The following is a 19,465-nucleotide window of genomic DNA, read 5'->3' on the forward strand; positions in this document are numbered from 1 at the left end:
CCCCAGCGGGCCACGGTGTCGGTCACGGTGGTCGGGCCATGAGGCGGCTGTTCTGGCTCGCCATGGGCGTCACGATCGGCGTCCTGGTCGTGCGCAAGCTGAGCGCGGTGGCCGAGCGGCTGACCCCCCGGGGCATGGCGAGCGGGCTGGGTGAGGGCCTGGCCGAGCTGTCGGCGGCGATCCGCGACTTCGGCACCGACGTGCGGGCGGCGATGTCCGAGCGCGAGGCGGAGCTGCGCGAGAACACCGGCATGGACGGTCGCCCCGAGCGGCCCCGGCTGGGCGGCCGCGGCGACCGCGCCCCGGAGCGCGAGTAGGCACGAGCACCGGTCTGGCAGAGTGGAAACGTGAAATCCGCCGAGATCCGGGCCCGGTTCCTCGGGCATTTCGAGCGCAACGGCCATGCCGTCGTGCCGAGCGCCCCGTTGCCGTTCGACGACCCCAACCTGTTGTTCGTCAACGCGGGCATGGTGCAGTTCGTCCCCTACTTCGTGGGTCAGCAGACTCCGCCGTGGCCGCGGGCGACGAGCGTGCAGAAGGTGATCCGCACGCCGGACATCGACGAGGTGGGCAAGACCACCCGGCACGGCACGTTCTTCCAGATGAACGGCAACTTCAGCTTCGGCGACTACTTCAAGTCCGACGCCGTCCGGCTGGCGTGGGAGCTATCCACCAACCCGGTCGAGCAGGGCGGTTTCGGCCTCGACGGCGAGCGCATCTGGGCCACCGTCTACCTCGACGACGACGAGGCCGTCGACATCTGGCACTCGGAGATCGGGCTGCCGCTCGATCGCATCGTGCGCAAGGGCATGGACGACAACTTCTGGTCGATGGGCATCCCCGGCCCGTGCGGGCCGTGCAGCGAGCTGTACTACGACCGCGGCCCCGACTACGGGATCGAGGGCGGCCCCGCGGTCGACGAGGACCGCTACATGGAGTTCTGGAACCTCGTCTTCATGCAGAACGAGCGCGGCGCCAACACCGGGCCGGGCAAGTCCGACTACCCGGTGCTGGGCGAGCTGCCGCGCAAGAACATCGACACCGGCATGGGCATGGAGCGCATGGCCACGCTGCTGCAGGGCGTCGACAACATGTACGAGATCGACGAGACCCGTCCCGTCCTGGACCGCGCGGCGACGCTCGCGGGCAAGGTGTACGGCGCACACTCGGGTCACGCGGCCAGCGAGTCGCACCCCGACGACGTCCGCCTGCGCATCGTCGCCGACCACGTCCGCACCGCGCTCATGCTCATCGGCGACGGCGTCACCCCCGCCAACGAGGGCCGCGGCTACGTGCTCCGACGCATCATGCGCCGCGCGATCCGGGCGATGCGCCTGCTGGGCGTGCAGGAGCCGGTGCTGCCCGAGCTGCTGCCGGTCTCGCGGGATGCGATGGCGCCGTCCTACCCGGAGCTCGCGACCGACTTCGGGCGCATCGAGATGATCGCCTACGCCGAGGAGGACACCTTCCTGCGCACGCTCGCGTCGGGGACGACGATCCTCGACACCGCGGTCGCGCAGACGAAGGCGCAGGGCGGCGCGCAGCTGTCGGGGACGAGCGCGTTCCAGCTGCACGACACCTACGGCTTCCCGATCGACCTCACCCTCGAGATGGCCGCCGAGCAGGGGCTGACGGTCGACCAGGAGGGCTTCCGCACGCTGATGGCCGAGCAGCGGCAGCGTGCCAAGGCCGACTCCCGCAGCAAGAAGACCGCCCACGCCGACCTCTCCGTCTTCCGCACGCTGCGCGACCAGGGCGAGACGCCGTTCACCGGCTACGAGGAGCTCGAGACCGAGACGACGGTGCGCGGGCTCGTCCGCGACGGCGCGCTCGTCCCGGCCGCGCAGCAGGGGGAGAGCGTCGAGGTCGTGCTCGATCGCACGCCGTTCTACGCCGAGTCCGGCGGTCAGATCGCCGACGAGGGCGTCATCCGGGTCGGCGACGCGACGCTGCAGGTCCTCGACGTGCAGAAGGCGGTCAAGGGCCTGATCGTGCACCGGGCCGTGGTGGCGTCCGGCGAGGTCGTCAGCGGCGCCGGCGCCGTCGCGTCGGTCGACCCGGAGTGGCGGACCTCGGCGCGCCAGGCGCACTCGGGGACCCACATCGTCCACGCGGCGCTGCGTCACGTCCTCGGCCCGTCCGCGCTGCAGAGCGGCTCGTACAACAAGCCCGGGTACCTGCGGCTGGACTTCGCCTGGGGCCGCGCGCTCGACGCCGCCACCCGCGCCGACATCGAGGACGTCGCGAACCAAGCGCTGCGTCGCGACCTGCCCGTCGGCGTGCAGTACGTCTCGCTGGCGCAGGCGCGCGAGCTGGGCGCGCTGGCGCTGTTCGGCGAGACCTACGACGAGATCGTCCGCGTCGTCGAGATCGGCGGGGCGTGGTCGCGCGAGCTCTGCGGCGGGACGCACGTCGCGCACGCCTCGCAGGTCGGCACGATCACGCTGCTCGGCGAGTCCTCCGTCGGCTCCGGCCTGCGCCGGGTCGAGGCGTACGTCGGCATCGAGGCCATGCGTCACCTCGCCACCGAACGAGCCCTCGTGGCCGGGCTGGCCGACACCCTCAAGGTCCCGGCCGACCAGGTGCCCGACCGGGTCGCCGCGCTCGTGGAGCGGCTGCGGGTCGCCGAACGCGAGCTGGGCCGGCTCAAGGCCGCCGCGGTGCTGTCGAGCGCCGGAGAGCTCGCCGCGGGCGCCGAGTCGGTGGTCACCGCCCGCGGTGCGGTCCAGCTCGTCGCGGCCGCGGCGGCGGCCGGGGTGGCCGGCAACGACCTGCGCTCGCTGGCGTTGGACGTGCGCAACCGGTTGGCTCATGGCGAGGCCGGCGTCGTGCTGCTCGCGTCGCCCGACGAGAAGGGCGGCGCCGCCTTCGTCGCCGCGGTCAACGACGCCGGGCAGCAGGCCGGTCTGCGCGCCGGTGACCTCGTCAAGGCGTTCGCGCCCGTCCTGGGTGCCCGCGGCGGCGGCAAGGCCGACGTCGCCCAGGGGGCCGGGGGCGACGCCGGCAAGCTGACCGACGCGCTCGCCGTCGCCCGCGCGTACGTCGCCGACCCGGCGTGACCCCGCCGACGCCGTCCGGACCGGGCGCGGTCGGCCGCGACACGCCCGGCGTCTGGTTCGGCGTCGACGTCGGCACGGTGCGCGTCGGCGTGGCCCGCAGCGACCCCGGCGGCGTCCTCGCGGTGCCCGTGACGACGCTCGCCCGCGACGCCCGCACCGACCACGACATCGCCGAACTCGCGGGGCTGGTGGCCGAGTACGAGGCCGTCGGCGTCGTCATCGGACTGCCCCGCACCCTCGCCGGACGGGAGGGGCGTTCGGCCGGCATGGCCCGCGAGTACGGCGACGCGCTCGAGCCGCGGGTCGCCCCCGTCCCGGTGACCTACCTGGACGAGCGGCTGACCACCGTGTCGGCGACGCGTAAACTCGCCGAGAGCGGGGTGCGAGGCCGCGCCGGACGCGCCGTCATCGATCAAGCGGCCGCAGTCGAACTGCTGCAACACTGGCTCGACACCGGTGCCCGGTGAGGGCCGTACGGAGGCCGCAGACGACGTCAACACGACGGGAGCGAAGGCGTGGCGCGACGCGATCGCGAGTCGGTCTACGACTCCGACACGCACGACCTGCTCTTCGGTCCGGGTGCCGACCGGGACGAGTTCGACGACCAGGACCCCCACGACGGCGGCCATGACGACGACAGCCATGACGACGAGATCGGCGACGCCGGTCACCATCGACCGACGCCCCGGGCCGCGCACCGGCCGGGCTCGCGCAGCGCGCGGCGCAGCGCCGACCGAGACCGTCGCCGGCGCCGTGCGATCGCGGTGCTGGCGACGCTGCTGGTCCTCGTCCTCGCCGCGGGCGTGTACTTCGTCGCGCTGCCGATCTATCACTACCTGAGCCCCGACGACTACGACGGCGCGGGCTCGGGCTCGGTCGTGGTCACCGTGCACGCCAACGACGGCTCCTCGCAGATCGGGCAGACGCTGGAGAAGGCGGGCGTCGTCGGCAGCGAGCGTGCCTTCGCCGACGCCGCCGAGGACGACGACCGCGCCCAGAACATCCAGCCCGGCTCCTACCGGCTGCGGCGGCACATGTCGGCCGACAGCGCGCTGGCCCTGCTGCTCGATCCCGCGTCCAAGGTGAGCTCGGGGACGGTCGTCACCGAGGGCGCCACCGTCGTCGACGTCGAGAAGCGGTTGGTGGCCAAGGCCTGCGCGGCTGGCGGCGCCGCGGCGTCCGGGTGCGGCCCGGGGATGTCCGCGGCCGCCGTCACGAAGGCGCTGACCGACGTCAAGGCCCTCGGCATCCCCACCGACTACCTGCCCAAAGGCAAGGACCCGGCCTCGGTCGAGGGGTTCCTGTTCCCCGCCACGTACACCTTCGACGAGGAGACCCAGCCGACCGAGGCCCTGCAGCAGATGGTCGGCAAGTTCACCGACGTCGTGCGCAGCAGCGGGTTCTCGGCCAAGGCCAAGGAGCTCGGCCTCTCGCCGTACCAGGCGCTGATCGTCGCCTCGATCGCGCAGGCCGAGGCCAAGTTCGCCGAGGACTTCCCGCGGGTCGCGCGCGTCATCCTCAACCGCATCGCGGCCGACCGGCCGCTGCAGGTCGACGCGACGAGCGCGTACGCCGCCAAGCTCAAGGGGCTGGACCCGACCGAGGAGATCTACGCCCAGACCCAGGGGCCGTTCAACACCTACCGCAACGCCGGGCTGCCGCCGACGCCCATCGGCAACCCGGGGAGCGAGGCCCTCGCCGGCGCCGTCGCCCCGGCCGCGGGCAAGTGGCTGTTCTACGTCAACAAGGACGCCGCCGGCCACCTCGGCTTCTACGACGACGAGAAGTCGTTCACCCGGGCGCAGCAGAAGTGCCACGACGCGGGCTGGGGCTGCGCGGCGCCATGACCCGAGCGGGAGTGCTCGGCCGCCCCATCGCCCACTCGCTCTCGCCCGCCCTGCACCGGGCCGCCTACGGTGCGCTGGGGCTGGCGTGGACGTACGAGGCGATCGACTGCGGGGTCGCCGACCTGCCCGCCGTGCTCGCCGCGCGCCACGACTGGCGGGGCTTCTCGTGCACCATGCCGCTGAAGCACGCCGTGCTCGCGGCGGCGGCCGAGGTGCGACCCGTCGCCGCGGCGGTGGGCTCGGCCAACACGCTGCTGCCCGGCGCGGCCGGCTGGATCGCCGAGAACACCGACGTCGACGGCGTGCTCGGGGCATGGGACGAGGCGGGGATCGTGCCGCTCGAGGTCACCGTCCTCGGCGCCGGTGGCACCGCACAGGCGGTGGTGGCGGCGCTCGCCCGCCGCGGCGTCGACCGGTGCACGGCCCTGGTGCGCGACCGCGCACGGGCGGCGGACCTGCTCGCGACCGGCGAACGGCTCGGCGTCGCCGTCCGCACCGCCCGGCTCGACGTCGACGCCCCGGCGCTGGCCGCCCCGCTGGTCGTGTCGACGCTGCCCGCCGGTGCCGCCGATGCCGTCGCCCGTCGGCGGTGGGACGCGGGGCAGGCACTGCTGGACGTCGTGTACGCCCCGTGGCCGACGGCGCTGGCCCGGGCCGCGGCCGGGGCGGGCGCCACCGTGGTGGGGGGCGCGGCGATGCTGCTGCACCAGGCCGCCCGGCAGGTCGAGCTGATGACCGGCCGGCCCGCGCCGCTGCCCGCCATGCGCGATGCGTTGCCGGTGCCCGCGGACCGACCCCCACCGGCGGATTCCGGATTACGCTCGAACGATGCCCGTCAGCACCACACGACGCGCGGTGGTGCGCCGTAACGGCGACGCCCAGCCGGCTCGCACCCCCGACGACCTCGCGGTCGAGTCACCGCTGGTGCTCGGGCTCGAGGCCGCGACCGGTGCCGGCAGCGACGCGATCGCGACCCTGATGCGCACGCCCGGTCACGACCTGGAGCTCGCCGCCGGCTGGCTCGTCGTCGAGTCCGGCGTACGGCGGCCCGACGACATCGTGACCATGCGGACCTGCCGCGAGGACGACACCGACCGCGTCCACGTGACGCTGCGCGCCGGCGTCCGCCCGCCCCGGCCGCGGGCCTTCGTCACGAGCGCCGCGTGCGGCGTCTGCAGCGCCGACGTGCTCGACCTGTCCCCGCTCGCCGGCGGCCCGCCGCACACCGAGGGCTGGACGGTCGCCGCCGACGTCCTCGCCGGGCTGCCCGCCAGCATGCGCACCCGACAGCGCGCGTTCGACCGCACCGGTGGCGTCCACGCCGCCGCGATCGCCGACGCCGCGGGTCGGCTCGGCCCGGTCCGCGAGGACGTCGGCCGCCACAACGCCGTCGACAAGGTCGTCGGCAACGCGCTGCTGGCCGGGGGCCTTCCCGCCCGCGACCGGGTGCTGGTCGTCTCGGGCCGGGTGTCGTTCGAGATCGTGCAGAAGGCGGTGGCCGCCGGGGCGGCCGGCATCGTGGCGGTGTCTGCCCCCTCCAGCCTCGCCGTCGACCTCGCCCGCGAGCACGGCCTGCTGCTCGCCGGGCTCGTCCGCGAGGAACGCTGGAACGTCTACGCCGGCGACGAGCTGATCGCCTGATCGTCCGCTTTTGGCGGCTGAGCGCAGCATGCTGCGCTCAGCCGCCAAAAGCGGGGGTTTCACCCGACGCTGAACGCGAACACGTGCAGGTCACCGCTGTCGACCTCGGCGGGGAAGGTCACGCTCTGCACGGTCTTGCCCGCCGCGATGTCCGCGTGGGCCGCGAACAGGTACGTCGCGATCACCTGCCGACCGCCCGAGGCCGTGTCGCGGTACGGCATGCTCGACACCACGGTGTTGCCGTAGGACGGCGCGGTGGTGCCGTCGCCGCCGAGCGTCCAGTCCGACAGGCCCAGGGTCACCGACTGCGTGGTGCCGTCGGTGAAGTGCAGGACGAACGTGCCGCGTGACCCGGGCGACGCGTTGGTCGCGCTGCCCAGGATGCCGAACGACGACCCGGCGGTCGGCGTCGCCAGCGCGATCTGCTGGCCGCCGGCGACGATGTTGTCGTACTCGCCGGCCGCGACGGCCGGCAGCGCGTAGGTCAGCCCGTCGGCGGTGACGCTCTTGCCCGGCGCGACACCGTCCTCGGCGAGGGCCTGTGCGGAGTACGACCACCCCCCGCCGTCGTAGTCGCCCTGGTTCGTCGCCCCGTCGTTCGAGACGCCCGCGTTGTCGTAGTACGGCCAGAGCTCGCCCGGCTTCGCGACATCGATCTCGGCGACGACCTTCGGCAGCTCGACGCCGCCGGCGCCCGCCATCGAGAACGCCACCGGGTAACGGCCGTCGGCGCTCGGGGCGGTGAGCGTGACGGTCTGCGTCGCGTCCTTGCCGGGCTTGACGTGCACCGTGCCCGAGGAGGGGGAGGCGGCCGGGCCGTCCCCGGCGATCGCCTTCCACGAGACGTCCTGCGCACCCTTGCCGACGGCGCGGGCCCCGAGCGTCAACCGCACCGTCTTGCCCGGCTCGACGACGAGCTGGGGGTCGGTGACGTAGCCCAGCGCGGGCAGCAGGCCGGTGGTGTCCGACGGCGGCGCGTCGGCGGCTGCGCTCGCCCAGCCCTTGTCCGGCGTGGTGCCGAGCGTGAACGCGAGCTTCCCGCCGGTCTGGACGAGGTCGGGGGAGAGGTACGCGTGGTTCCACGCCGTGCCGCCGAGGGTCAGACCGTGGACGTAGGGCGCGTCGGCCGTCGCGCCCGCGCCGGTGATCGTGAGCTTCTTCCCGCTCGCGAGCGTCACCACGGCCTTCGGGAACACCGGGCTGCCGACGGCGAGGTCGGCCGTCCCCGGCGTCTCGGGGTAGAAGCCGAGCGCGGAGAAGACGTACCAGGCGCTCATGGTGCCCAGGTCGTCGTTGCCCGCGATCCCGGCCGGCTTCGCCGGGAAGATCTGCTGCTGGATCGCGCGGACCGTCTGCTGCGTCTTCCACGGCGCACCCGCGTAGTCGTACTCCCACGGGATCTCGATGCTCGGCTCGTTGCCGAAGTCGGCGTTGGACGAGTCGATGTCCTTGATCGTGGACGTGAGGCCGTCCAGCTTCTCGATCCACGCGTCGTTGCCGCCGGCGGCGGCGATGAGGCCCTTCACGTCGTGCGGCGACATCGGCGTGTACTGGTAGCTGTTGCCCTCGACGAAGCCGAGGCTCGACGACGGGTTGAAGTTGCCGTTGAACTGGCCGTTCGCGAGCTTCGGCTGCAGGAAGTTCGTCGCCGGGTTGAAGACGTTCTGCCAGTTGTTGGCCCGCCTCGCGAACGTCGTCGCGGTGTCGCTGTCGCCGAGGGCCTTCGCGAACGACGAGATCGCCGAGTCGGCGGTGTCGTACTCCTGCTGCGTCGAGACCGGGCCGTAGAAGTTGCAGCAGCCGTAGCTGCCGTCCAACGGCAGGTAGCCCTTGTCGAGGTACTGCGACAGGCCGGGACGGATCTTGTTGGGCTGGTTGGCCTCGGTGAGCATCACGTCGAGCGCGTGCGCGGTGTCGAAGTCACGGGCGCCGAAGGCGTAGGCGTCGGCGATGATCGCGTCGGCCGGGTCGCCGACCATCACGTACGACTCGCCGTTGTACAGCTCCCACTTGGGCAGCTGGCCGGTCTGGTCGTACTGGTCGAGCATCGAGCGAACCTCGTCGCTCGCGGCCTGCGGTTCGAGCATGGCCTCGAGCTGCGCCTGGCTGCGGTAGATGTCCCACCCGGAGAAGTTCGCGTACTCGACGTGGCCCTTGGCCGTCTTGTGCACCTCGCCGTCGAAGCCCAGGTACTGCCGGTTGACGTCGCTGTAGACGTTCGGGTGCAGCAACGCGTGGTAGAGCGCGGTGTAGAAGACGCGCTGCTCGTCGGCCGTCCCGCCGCTGATCGTGATCTTGGACAGCGTGTCGTTCCAGGCGTCGTGCGCGGCGGTGGCCACGGCGTCGACGTCCCAGCCCGGGATCTCGGTGGTGCGGTTCTTCTTCGCGTTGGCGGTGCTGACGTAGCTGATGCCGACCTTGGCCTTCACCGTCGGGTTCTCGGCCGTGTCGAAGCCGAGGTACGCGCCGTTGACGTCGGCGACCGGTGGGGACGCCTGGGGAGTGACCTTCGCGGGAGCGGCCTTGCCGTGCAGTTCGGGCGACGTCCGCCGCTCCCCGTTGGCGGTGCGGTGGGAGCCGTCGGTGGCGTGGGCGCGCGAGGCGGCGCGGGTGTGGGTCGTCAGGGACCGCTTGCCCTTCGCGACGTCGGCGCCCTGCCAGGTGCCGGTGCCGGTGAAGTCGTGGTCGAAGGTGAGGTCGAAGTACACGGTGTAGGTGTCGTCCGCGCCGCAGAAGTGACCGCTGGTCACCCAGCCCGCGACCTCGTGCTGGTTGACGACCTGGAAGTGCGTCGCGTCGGTGCCGGCCGCGCTGCCCGAGAGCTTGAGCAGCAGGGTGGCGGGCTGGTCCTTCGCGAAGGTGAACGCGCCGAGGCCGGCGCGCTGCGTGGTCGTCAGCCGGGTCGAGACGCCGCCGGCGTCGAGCGTGTAGTCACCGGCCTCGGCGCGCTCCTTGCCGTGGTCGAGCGGCAGCGTGGCGTCGTCGGGCTTCGCGGGGACGTCGCCGCTGACCGGCAGCAGCGGGACGTCGCCGCCGGCCGCACAGCCCGGCCCGCTGATGTGGGTGAGGCTGAAGCCGGTGGTCGCGTCGTCGGTGTACTCGTACCCGCCGCCCGCCGGCCGGCTCGGCGTGTCGGGACTCCACTGGACCATGCCGAACGGGACGTCCGCGCCGGGGAAGTCGTCGACGTACCCCGACGTGCCGATCGTCGGATCGACGTGCGCCGCCGGGTCGGTGACGGCGGCCGGCGCGGCCGTGGCCGCCGGCGCGAGCGTCAGGACCGTGGGGGAGAGCCCCAGCACGGCGGCCGCGAGCAGGGCCACCCGGCGGCGTCGTGCGGAGCGGGGTGGACGAGGGGCGGTCGGGACGGCGCAGATCCGATCGGGCATCCGGGGGCTCCTTCGGCGCACCGGGTCCGCGGGACCCGGGGGTCGCTGGTCGCGCCACGATTTGACAACGTTGTCAGGACCCGTCGCACAGCCTGCACCCATTCGGCGAAACCGCCCAAGGGCCCGCGGATGGCACGAAACTGCCCGGCAACTTCCGGTCACCGGTGACGGGTGCGGGTGCTGGGTCCGGCGGATCCTCCTGCGCTACGCGCGCCGGGCGTCGCCGCTCGCGCGTGCGCCGTCAGTCGTGGACGCGGGCGCGGGCGGCGGCGAGGTCGTCCCAGGTGTCGCAGTCCTGACCCCAGCCTCCCCGGTCGGTGACCCGGACGGTCGCGACGTCCGCGGCCAACGAGCGCATCGACGCGCCGGCGAGCACGGGCAGGCGGGCGAGCGCGGCGAGCAGCGTGGCGCGGCGCCAGCATGCGGCGAGATGGTTGTCGCGACCGCCGGTGTCGGCGAGCACCGCCCGACCGTCGGGCGGGACGGCGGCGAGCAGCAGCGGGACCGCCGGCGCGACCCAGGGCAGGTCGGCGGCCAGCACGACGAGCAGGGCCGCGGTGGTCAGCGGGACCGCGGCCGCCAACCCGGCCACCGGGCCCCCGCCCGCGGGCTGTTCGACGCACCACGAGACCGCTCGTGCGACCGGCCGGCGCGGCCCCGCGACGACGACCCGCCCGGCCCCGGGGACGGCGCCGAGTGCGCGGTCGAGCAGCGACGCGCCGCCGACGAACTCGGCGGGCTTGTCGGCGCCGGCCAGCCGGCGGGCCCGGCCGCCGGCCAGCACGATCGCGTCGTGTGCCGGCCCGTCCACCCGTTCCCCCTGACCGCCTGCGAGGCTTGCCGATCCTGCGTCGCGCCACCCTATTCGCCGGGACGGCCGGGCCGAGAGCGCTCGCTAGGCTCCGCGGCGTGTCCTCCGAGCTGACCGGCGCGCTCGTCGCGGCCGGCGCGGCCGTCCTCGTCGCCCCGTATCTCGCCCGACTCACGCTCTCGGTGCCCGACCGTACCGCCGCGCGGTGGTGGCGGGGACGGCCCGCGTCCCCCGCCCGGGTCGGGGTCACCGCGCTGCTCGCCACGGTGCTCGGCGCGCTCGGCGGCCTCGCCGCCGCGACGACGGCGGTGCTGCCGGCGTTCGTGCTGCTCGCGGTCGTCGGGGCGCCCCTGGTCGTCATCGACTACGAGCACCACCGGCTGCCGAACCGGCTCGTGTTCGCCCTGGTCACGGCCGCACCGCCGCTGGCCCTGCTCGCCGCGGGCCCGGCCGGCGAGTGGTCCTGGCTGCTGCGCGCGGCCGAGGGCGCGGCCGCCGTCTTCGCCGTGCTGTTCCTGCTCGTGTTCCTCGCCCCCCGCTCGTTCGGCTACGGCGACGTCAAGCTCGGCGGCGTCCTCGGCGGGTACCTCGGGTGGTTCGGCTGGGCGCAGGTCTACTACGGCATCTTCGGTGGGTTCCTGCTCGGCGCGGTGGTCTCGCTCGCGCTGCTTGCCGGTCGCCGCGCCACCATGAAGACCGCGATCCCGTTCGGTCCGATGCTGCTGCTGGGGGCGTTGCTGGTGCTCGCGTTCGACCTCACGCCCGATCTCGGCTGACGCCAAGTCGTCATCGCCGGGTGGGTGCCCGGGCTCGCCGCGCGGGTATGCCCGAGGGGTGACGTCCGACGCCCGCCCCGGCCCCACTGTCTTCGTCCTCTACGGCGCGACCGGCGACCTCGCCAAGCGCATGGTGCTGCCCGCCTTCTACACGCTGGCCACGGCCGGGCTGCTGCCCGATCGGTGGCTCCTCGTCGGCAACGGTCGCGGCGACGTGTCGCACTACGACTTCCAGCAGCACGTGCGCGAGGTGCTCGCCGACACCGGCGAGTCCCTCGACGACGGGACGTGGCGCGAGTTCGAGAAGCGGCTGCGCTTCGCCGGCGGCGGCTTCGCGAAGGACGACCCGGGCAGCCTGCTCGACGTCCTCGGCGAGGCACGCGAGGAGGTCGGCGACGACGCGCAGCTCGTCCACTACCTCGCCATCCCGCCGAGCGCCTTCGAACGCATCACCGAGGGCCTGGGCGAGCACGACCTGGCCAAGGGCAGCTACGTCGTCTACGAGAAACCGTTCGGGACGTCGGCGGAGAGCTTCCGCGAGCTCGACGAGATGGTGCACAAGGTGCTCGACGAGAAGCAGGTCTTCCGCATCGACCACTTCCTGGGCAAGGAGGCCACGCAGAACCTGCACGTGATGCGGTTCGCCAACGGTCTGTTCGACGCCGTCTGGTCGAAGGAGCACATCCGCGCGGTGCAGATCGACGTGCCCGAGCAGCTCGGCATCGCCGACCGCGCCGAGTTCTACGACGAGACCGGCGCGGTGCTCGACATGCTGGTGACACACCTGTTCCAGCTCGTCGCCGAGGTCGCGATGGAGCCCCCGACCAACCTGTCGCCGGAGAACCTGCAGGCCGCCCGCGAGGAGGTCATCGGCTGCTTCCGCAAGATCGACCCCGACGACGTCGTGCTCGGCCAGTTCGAGGGCTTCACCGACACCGAGGGCGTGCGCAAGACGTCGCGTACGGACACGTACGTCGCCGCGCGGATGTACATCGACAACGACCGCTGGCGCGACGTGCCCTTCCTGCTGCGCACCGGCAAGCGACTGCACGCGAGCGAGCAGCGGGTGAGCCTGATCCTGCGCGAGCCGAAGGGCACGCTCGAGGGCGTCCCGAAGAACGGCAACGTGCTGACCTTCGACCTTGCCGGCAGCGGCGCCATCGACCTGCGGCTCGTCACCAAGCGACCCGGCCCCGAGATGGACCTGGATGCCGCGGACGTGACGCTGCACCTCGACTCGCTGCCCGACGGCGACCCGCTGCCGCCCTACGTCCGGCTCATCAACGACGTGCTCGTGGGCGACCGGTCGCTGTTCACGCGCCCGGACGGCCTCGCCGCGGTGTGGGAGGCCGCCGGCCCGCTGCTGGACGACCCGCCGACGCTGCACCGCTACGCCCCCGGCTCGTGGGGTCCTGCGGCCGCGCGTGCCCTGGCCGAGCCCGACGGCTGGCTGCTGGGCGGCTGATCGGGTGGCGCTCGGGGTGGCTTCGCCCGGCCTGACACACTGAGCGGCGTGTTGCGCTGGATCACCGCCGGTGAGTCGCACGGCCCCGCTCTGGTCGCCGTCCTCGACGGGCTGCCGTCCGGGGTCGCCGTGACGACCGGGGACGTCGCCGTGGAGCTCGCCCGGCGTCGCCTCGGCTACGGCCGGGGCGCGCGGATGAAGTTCGAGCAGGACGTCGTGGAGCTGACCGGCGGCGTCCGGCACGGCGTGACGATGGGCGGCCCCGTCGCGGTGCGGGTCGGCAACACCGAGTGGCCCAAGTGGGAACAGGTCATGTCGGCCGACCCGGTCGACGCCGACGTGCTCGCCGAGCTCGCCCGCAACTCCCCGCTGACCCGGCCCCGCCCCGGGCACGCCGATCTCGCGGGCATGCAGAAGTACGACGTCGACGACGCGCGACCCGTGCTCGAACGCGCGAGTGCCCGCGAGACCGCCTCCCGCGTCGCGCTCGGCACGGTCGCCCGCGCGTTCCTGCGCCAGGCGCTCGGCGTCGAGATCGTGAGCCATGTCGTCGGGATCGGCGCGGTGACCGCGCCCGCGGGTGTCGTCCCCCGCCCGGCGGACGCGGCGGCGGTGGACGAGTCGCCGGTGCGCTGCCTCGACGCGGCCGCGGGAGCGGCGATGGTCGAGGAGATCGACCGCACCCGCAAGGACGGCGACACCCTCGGCGGCGTCGTCGAGGTGCTGGCCTACGGCCTGCCGCCCGGCGTCGGCAGCTTCACCCACGGCGACCGCCGTCTCGACGCGCGGCTCGCCGCCGCGCTCATGGGCATCCAGGCCATCAAGGGCGTCGAGGTCGGTGACGGCTTCGAGCTCGCCCGTATCCGCGGGTCGCTGGCCCACGACGAGATCGTGAACGACGGCGGCGTGCTGCGGCGCGTGTCGGGACGCTCCGGCGGCACCGAGGGCGGCATGACCACCGGCGAGGTGCTGCGCGTGCGGGCCGCGATGAAGCCGATCTCGACCGTGCCACGCGCACTGCGCACCGTCGACACCGAGACCGGCGAGGCCGCGGTGGCCATCAACCAGCGCTCGGACGTCTGCGCCGTCCCCGCCGCCGGCGTGGTCGCCGAGGCCATGGTGGCGCTGGTGCTCGCCGAGGCCGTCCTCGACAAGTTCGGCGGCGACTCGGTGGCCGAGACGCGGCGCAACGCCGACGCCTACGCGGCCCGGCTCGTCGAGCGCGGGCTGACCCCGGCCACCGAGCCGGCGACGGAGCGGGCCGCCGAGCGATGACCCCGCGCGCGGTGCTGGTGGGCCTGCCGGGCGCCGGCAAGAGCACGAGCGGGCGCCGACTGGCCAAGATCCTCGGCCTGCCCTTCGCCGACTCCGACGACCTCGTCGAGGCCGCCGCCGGGCGCAGCGTCGCCGCCGTCTTCGCCGACTCCGGCGAGCCCGGATTCCGCGAGGTCGAGGCCGCCGCCATCGCGTCCGCACTGAGCGACTTCGACGGCGTGCTCGCCCTGGGCGGGGGAGCGCTGAGCACGGCCGCGACCCGCGACGCGCTCGCCACGGCCGGGGTGCCGGTCGTGCTGCTGCGCGCGACGCTGCACACGCTGACCGCACGGGTGGGGGACGGGCGCACCCGGCCGTTGCTCGCCGCGGACCCACCCGGCCGGCTGGGCGCCCTCGCCGCGGAGCGGGACCCGGTCTACCGGGCGGTCGCGACGATGACGATCGACACCGACGGCCGTACCCCGGGCCAGGTCGCGGCCACCGTCGCCGCCCGACTGCACGAACGGAGCCGCGCGTGACCCCCACCCGTATCGAGGTCGGCGGCCCGCAGCCGTACCCGGTCCTCGTCGGTCACGACGTCACCCGCGAGCTGGGCGGCCTGCTCACCGGGGCGACCCGCGTCGCGCTGCTGCATCCACCGACCCTGCGCGAGCGCGCGGCGCGGGTGCGCGACGACCTCGTCGCCGCGGGCTACGCCGTCCACCCCATCGAGGTGCCCGACGGTGAGGCGGCCAAGACGCTCGCCGTGGCGGGGCGGTGCTGGGACACGCTCGGCGAGCTCGGCTTCACCCGCTCCGACGCCGTCGTCGGCCTCGGTGGCGGAGCGACGACCGACCTCGCCGGTTGGGTCGCCGCCGCCTGGCTGCGCGGCGTGCGGGTCGTGCACGTGGCGACGACGCTCGCCGGCATGGTCGACGCCGCGGTGGGCGGCAAGACCGGGATCAACACCGCCCGGGGCAAGAATCTCGTCGGTGCGTTCCACCCGCCGGCCGGGGTCGTCTGCGATCTCGCCGCGCTGGCCACGCTGCCGGCCGCCGACTACCGCGCCGGGCTGGCGGAGGTCGTGAAGTGCGGCTTCATCGCCGACCCCGCGATCCTGGAGCTCGTCGAGGCCGACCCGGCCGCCGCGGTCACCCCCGGCAACCCGGCCGAGCGCGAGCTCGTGGAGCGCAGCGTGCGGGTCAAGGCGCGGGTGGTGGGCGAGGACCTCACCGAGCAGGGCCTGCGCGAGATCCTCAACTACGGCCACACCCTCGGCCACGCCATCGAGCGGGCCGAGGACTACCGATGGCGCCACGGCGACGCGGTCGCGGTCGGGCTCGTGTACGCCGCCGAGCTGGCCCGCCGGCTGGGCCGGCTGGACGCCGCCACCGCCGCGCGGCACGGGGCGGTGCTGCGCTCGCTCGGGCTGCCGACGACGTACCGCGCCGACGCCTACCCCGAGTTGCTGGCCACGATGCGCATCGACAAGAAGGCCCGCGGCAACCGGCTGCGCTTCGTCGTCCTCGACGGGGTGGCGCAGCCGGTGTCGATCGACGAACCGGACGCGGAGACGCTGTCCGCCGCCTACTCGGAGGTCTCCGCATGACCGATCCCGCCACCCCCGCCGGCGCCCGCCGGGTCCTCGTCCTCAACGGCCCCAACCTGGGACGGCTCGGCCGGCGCGAGCCGGCCGTCTACGGCACCACGACGCACGCCGAGCTCGCGGCGCTGTGCGTCCGGGCCGGCGCCGAGCTCGGCCTCGCGGTCGAGGTGCGCCAGACCGACCACGAGGGCGAGCTGCTGGGCTGGCTGCACGAGGCCGTCGACGACGAGGTGCCGGTCGTGCTCAACGCCGGCGGGCTCACCCACACCTCGGTCGTCCTCGGCGACGCCTGCGCGATGCTCACCGCGCCGCTGGTCGAGGTGCACCTCAGCAACGTCCACGCCCGTGAGGAGTTCCGCCGCCACAGCTACGTCTCGCCCCATGCCGCGGGCGTGCTCGTGGGGCTCGGCGCGGAGGGGTACGTCCTCGCGCTGTCGTGGCTGTCGTCGCTGGACAGCTGACCGGGACCACGCCGACATGCACTTCGACTGGCTCATGGCCGCCGCCGCGCTCGGGATCGGCGTCGTCGTCGGGCTGACGGGCATGGGCGGGGGTGCGCTGATGACCCCGGTGCTCGTGCTCTTCTTCGGCGTCGCGCCGCTGGCCGCCGTGTCCAGCGATCTGGTGGCCGCCGCGGTGATGAAGCCCGTCGGCTCGGCGGTGCATCTGCGCAACGGCACCGTGCGCCTCGACCTCGTCCGGTGGTTGTGCGTCGGGTCGGTGCCCGCGGCGTTCGCCGGTGCGTGGCTGGTGGGCCGGCTGCACGGCGACGCCGGGTTGGACGAGGCCGTCAAGACGACGCTGGGGGTGGCGCTGATCGTCGCCGCCGCCGGCCTGTTCGGCCGGGCCTACCTCCGTCTCGCCGAGCGCGCGCGGCACCGGGACGGGCGGCGCGGCGCCGACCCCACCGGCCCGCCCGGGGTCTCGCTGCGTCCGGTGCCGACCGTCCTGATCGGTGCGGTCGGCGGTCTGGTCGTCGGCATGACGTCGGTCGGCAGCGGCTCGCTGATCATCATCGCGCTGATGTTCCTGTACCCGACGCTGCGCGCGAGCGAGCTCGTCGGCACCGACCTGGTGCAGGCGGTGCCGCTCGTGGCCGCGGCCGCGGTCGGGCACCTGGTGTTCGGCGAGCTCGAGTTCGGGGTGACCCTCGCACTGCTCGTCGGTTCGATCCCCGGCGCGTACCTCGGTGCCAAGCTGTCGACGCAGTTGCCCGGCGCGCTCATCCGGCGGGCGCTCGCCTTCGTCCTGCTGGCCTCGGCGCTCAAGCTGCTCGGCGTGCCCACCGCGGCGACCGGGATCGTGCTCGCCGCCCTGCTCGTCCTGGCCGGCCCGGTGTGGATGGCGTTGCGGCACGCCCACGGCTTCCCGGCGCTGCCGTCGCGCAAGCGCGCCGACGCCTGACCCCGATCGTGGACCGATCCGCTCGATCCGCCGGCATGTCGGTCCACGATCCGGGCTGTGCGCTGGGTTACCGGCGGGTAACGTCACGGCCGTGGACGTCCTCGCGCTCTACGACCGAGCCAGCCGCGTGCCGCTCGGGCGGGGGGCCTTCAGCCTCGCGTTCGCGCTGAAGGCGCCGTACTTCCTCACGATCGCGCCGACACTGGTCGAGCTGCGGCCGCACCGCGCGGTGGTGCGGGTGCGCAACTGGTGGGGCGTGCACAACCACATCGGGACGGTGCACGCCATCGCCGTGGCCAACGGGCTCGAGATGGCGATGGGCGCGCTGGCCGAGGCCACGATCCCGGAGCACCTGCGCTGGCTGCCCAAGGGCATGGAGCTCGAGTACCTCGCCAAGTCGTCTTCGACGCTGCTCGCCACCGCCGAGACCGACCCGGCCGACTGGTCGGGTCCGGGCGAGGTGGCGGTGCGCGTGGTCGCGACCCGCGACGACGGCACCGCCGTGGTCCGCGGCGTCATCCGGCTGCACGTGACCGAGCGGCCCGCTGCCGACCCCACCGGCTGAGCCCCACTAGACTCGCCCGCTGTGGCTACCACCAACGACCTCAAGAACGGCCTGGTCCTGAACATCGACGGCCAGCTGTGGACCGTCGTCGAGTTCCAGCACGTCAAGCCCGGCAAGGGCGGCGCCTTCGTGCGGACCACGTTGAAGAACGTGCTGTCGGGCAAGGTCGTCGACCGCACCTTCAACGCCGGGACGAAGGTCGAGACGGCCAACGTCGACAAGCGCGCGATGACCTACCTGTACAAGGAGGGCAGCGACTTCGTCTTCATGGACAGCGACACCTACGACCAGATCCCGGTCGGGGCCAACGTGGTGGGCGACGCCGCCCACTACCTGCTCGACAACGCCGAGGTCGCCATCGCCGTCCACGACGGCGCGCCGCTCTACATCGAGCTGCCGACCAGCGTCGAGCTCGTCATCAGCCACACCGACCCCGGCCTGCAGGGCGACCGCAGCACCGGCGGCACGAAGCCCGCGACGCTCGAGACCGGCGCCGAGATCCAGGTGCCGCTGTTCGTGTCGACGGGCGAGAAGGTCAAGGTCGACACCCGCGACGGCCGGTACCTCGGCCGGGTCAACAGCTGACTTGTCCGCGCGATCGAAGGCACGCAAGCGCGCCCTGGACGTCCTCTACGAGGCCGACGTCCGCGGCGCCGACGCGCTCACCACGCTGGCCGACCGGGTGGCGCTCGCCGAGCCGCCGGTCAACGACTACACCGTCGAGCTCGTCGAGGGCGTGCACGCGCACCGCGGCGACATCGACGGCATCCTCGCCGAGTACGCCGAGGGCTGGACGGTCGACCGCATGCCCGACGTCGACCGTGCCGTCCTGCGCCTCGGCGTGTACGAGCTGCTGTGGCGAGAGGACGTGCCCGACGCGGTTGCGATCGACGAGGCGGTGCAGCTCGCGAAGTCGCTGTCGACCGACGAGTCGCCGCGTTTCGTCAACGGCGTGCTGGGCAAGGTCGCCCGCGAGGTGCCGGCCCGGCCGTCCGCAGCGGACTGAGGCCTACGGCTCGCCGTCGACGATGACGCTCTCGGGCGCGAGCACCTGCCACCGGACGAGGCGCTCGGTGAGCGCCTCGATGGTGGTGTCGTACATGAGCGCGAGCGTGCGCAGATCTTCGTGCCGCACCGGGAACGAGCGGGCGCCGAGGTCGCCGCGCTGCCGCTGGATGGAGGCGACGAACCGCCGCAGGATGTCGGCGTGCGGGTCCTGCAGCGAGGTGACCTTGTCGAGGTTGAGCACGATGCGCGAGAGCGGGGTGCCGGCCGAGCCGCCGTTGCCGAAGGGGGAGTCCTCGGGCGGGAGCAGGTCGCTGACGGGGACGCCGTAGAAGTCGGCCAGCTCGGAGAGCCGCTGCACCGACACCGCGCGGTCGCCGCGCTCGTAGGACCCGACGACGACGGCCTTCCACCGACCGGATGACTTGCGCTCGACTCCGTGCAGGGACAGGTGCTGCTGCATGCGCACGGCACGCAGCCGCGCGCCGAGGGCCTTGGCGTAGCCGTCGTTGGCGACGGCGTCCTCGTCCGTCGATCGTCCAGTCATCGTGTCCCCGTGTGCGCCGCGCCGTCCGACGGCGTGGTCTGCACGCCGAGAAGCAACCGGACCGTAACTATCCCGGTCACTGCCTGTCAAAGATGC

General features: G+C 73.6%; 19 protein-coding genes. 16 read left to right on the forward strand and 3 right to left on the reverse strand.

What is annotated here, in order from left to right; all coding sequences use genetic code 11:
• Nucleotides 1-38: 38 nt before the first annotated feature.
• From BUE29_RS12345 to BUE29_RS12370, 6 genes are read left to right on the forward strand one after another with little or no spacing between them, the layout of a single operon-like run.
• Nucleotides 39-317 carry a hypothetical protein gene (locus BUE29_RS12345; protein WP_073390628.1) on the forward strand — a complete coding sequence of 93 codons (279 nt, stop codon included), beginning with the start codon at nucleotides 39-41 and terminating at the stop codon, nucleotides 315-317.
• Nucleotides 318-347: 30 nt separating this feature from the next.
• Nucleotides 348-3,059: an alanine--tRNA ligase gene (gene alaS / locus BUE29_RS12350; protein WP_073390629.1), complete on the forward strand. Its 2,712-nt coding sequence runs from the start codon at nucleotides 348-350 to the stop codon at nucleotides 3,057-3,059.
• Nucleotides 3,056-3,526 (forward strand): Holliday junction resolvase RuvX, encoded by a 471-nt coding sequence (ruvX, locus tag BUE29_RS12355; RefSeq protein ID WP_073390630.1) that lies wholly within the window; start codon nucleotides 3,056-3,058, stop codon nucleotides 3,524-3,526. The genes alaS and ruvX overlap by 4 nt, the downstream gene beginning before the upstream one ends.
• A gap of 48 nt (nucleotides 3,527-3,574) precedes the next feature.
• The gene (gene mltG, locus BUE29_RS12360) at nucleotides 3,575-4,906 is read left to right on the forward strand and encodes an endolytic transglycosylase MltG (RefSeq protein WP_073390631.1); all 1,332 of its coding nucleotides are present in this window, start codon (nucleotides 3,575-3,577) and stop codon (nucleotides 4,904-4,906) included.
• Nucleotides 4,903-5,775, forward strand: coding sequence for a shikimate dehydrogenase (locus tag BUE29_RS12365; RefSeq protein WP_084181101.1), 873 nt, complete (start codon nucleotides 4,903-4,905; stop codon nucleotides 5,773-5,775). Before mltG ends, BUE29_RS12365 begins: the two co-directional genes overlap by 4 nt.
• Nucleotides 5,735-6,547, forward strand: a complete 813-nt coding sequence (locus BUE29_RS12370) for a formate dehydrogenase accessory sulfurtransferase FdhD (protein WP_073390633.1) — start codon at nucleotides 5,735-5,737, stop codon at nucleotides 6,545-6,547. The genes BUE29_RS12365 and BUE29_RS12370 overlap by 41 nt, the downstream gene beginning before the upstream one ends.
• A gap of 59 nt (nucleotides 6,548-6,606) precedes the next feature.
• Here BUE29_RS12370 and BUE29_RS12375 read toward each other — a convergent pair whose 3' ends face one another.
• Both BUE29_RS12375 and mobA read right to left on the reverse strand, forming a co-directional pair.
• Nucleotides 6,607-9,936 (reverse strand): GH92 family glycosyl hydrolase, encoded by a 3,330-nt coding sequence (locus BUE29_RS12375; protein ID WP_084180994.1) that lies wholly within the window; start codon nucleotides 9,934-9,936, stop codon nucleotides 6,607-6,609.
• Nucleotides 9,937-10,177: 241 nt separating this feature from the next.
• On the reverse strand, nucleotides 10,178-10,747 hold the full coding sequence (mobA, locus tag BUE29_RS12380; RefSeq protein WP_073390634.1) for a molybdenum cofactor guanylyltransferase: 570 nt from the start codon (nucleotides 10,745-10,747) through the stop codon (nucleotides 10,178-10,180).
• Nucleotides 10,748-10,845: 98 nt separating this feature from the next.
• Between mobA and BUE29_RS12385 the strand changes: the two genes are divergently transcribed.
• From BUE29_RS12385 to nusB, 10 genes are all read left to right on the forward strand, one after another.
• On the forward strand, nucleotides 10,846-11,523 hold the full coding sequence (locus tag BUE29_RS12385) for a prepilin peptidase (protein ID WP_073390635.1): 678 nt from the start codon (nucleotides 10,846-10,848) through the stop codon (nucleotides 11,521-11,523).
• Nucleotides 11,524-11,581: 58 nt separating this feature from the next.
• The gene (locus BUE29_RS12390; protein WP_073390636.1) at nucleotides 11,582-12,988 is read left to right on the forward strand and encodes a glucose-6-phosphate dehydrogenase; all 1,407 of its coding nucleotides are present in this window, start codon (nucleotides 11,582-11,584) and stop codon (nucleotides 12,986-12,988) included.
• Between the two features lie 51 nt (nucleotides 12,989-13,039).
• A complete protein-coding gene (aroC, locus tag BUE29_RS12395; RefSeq protein ID WP_084181105.1) occupies nucleotides 13,040-14,263 on the forward strand; it encodes a chorismate synthase in 1,224 nt (407 codons plus the stop codon).
• Nucleotides 14,260-14,781 (forward strand): shikimate kinase, encoded by a 522-nt coding sequence (locus tag BUE29_RS12400; RefSeq protein WP_073390638.1) that lies wholly within the window; start codon nucleotides 14,260-14,262, stop codon nucleotides 14,779-14,781. Before aroC ends, BUE29_RS12400 begins: the two co-directional genes overlap by 4 nt.
• Entirely contained in the window at nucleotides 14,778-15,851 is a 1,074-nt protein-coding gene (gene aroB / locus BUE29_RS12405) for a 3-dehydroquinate synthase (protein WP_073390639.1), read from the forward strand. The genes BUE29_RS12400 and aroB overlap by 4 nt, the downstream gene beginning before the upstream one ends.
• The gene (aroQ, locus tag BUE29_RS12410) at nucleotides 15,848-16,309 is read left to right on the forward strand and encodes a type II 3-dehydroquinate dehydratase (RefSeq protein ID WP_073390640.1); all 462 of its coding nucleotides are present in this window, start codon (nucleotides 15,848-15,850) and stop codon (nucleotides 16,307-16,309) included. The genes aroB and aroQ overlap by 4 nt, the downstream gene beginning before the upstream one ends.
• A gap of 16 nt (nucleotides 16,310-16,325) precedes the next feature.
• Nucleotides 16,326-17,252 (forward strand): sulfite exporter TauE/SafE family protein, encoded by a 927-nt coding sequence (locus BUE29_RS12415; RefSeq protein ID WP_073390641.1) that lies wholly within the window; start codon nucleotides 16,326-16,328, stop codon nucleotides 17,250-17,252.
• A gap of 91 nt (nucleotides 17,253-17,343) precedes the next feature.
• Entirely contained in the window at nucleotides 17,344-17,817 is a 474-nt protein-coding gene (locus BUE29_RS12420) for a hotdog fold domain-containing protein (protein WP_084180996.1), read from the forward strand.
• A gap of 21 nt (nucleotides 17,818-17,838) precedes the next feature.
• Nucleotides 17,839-18,402: an elongation factor P gene (gene efp / locus BUE29_RS12425; RefSeq protein ID WP_073390642.1), complete on the forward strand. Its 564-nt coding sequence runs from the start codon at nucleotides 17,839-17,841 to the stop codon at nucleotides 18,400-18,402.
• Nucleotide 18,403: 1 nt separating this feature from the next.
• Entirely contained in the window at nucleotides 18,404-18,823 is a 420-nt protein-coding gene (gene nusB, locus BUE29_RS12430; protein ID WP_073390643.1) for a transcription antitermination factor NusB, read from the forward strand.
• 3 nt (nucleotides 18,824-18,826) lie between these two features.
• On the opposite strand, the gene BUE29_RS12435 is transcribed toward nusB, so the two are convergent.
• On the reverse strand, nucleotides 18,827-19,369 hold the full coding sequence (locus tag BUE29_RS12435) for a transcriptional regulator (RefSeq protein WP_073390644.1): 543 nt from the start codon (nucleotides 19,367-19,369) through the stop codon (nucleotides 18,827-18,829).
• Between the last annotated feature and the right edge of the window lie 96 nt (nucleotides 19,370-19,465).

It is taken from the genome of Jatrophihabitans endophyticus (assembly GCF_900129455.1).
Classification (GTDB): Bacteria; Actinomycetota; Actinomycetes; order Mycobacteriales; family Jatrophihabitantaceae; genus Jatrophihabitans; species Jatrophihabitans endophyticus.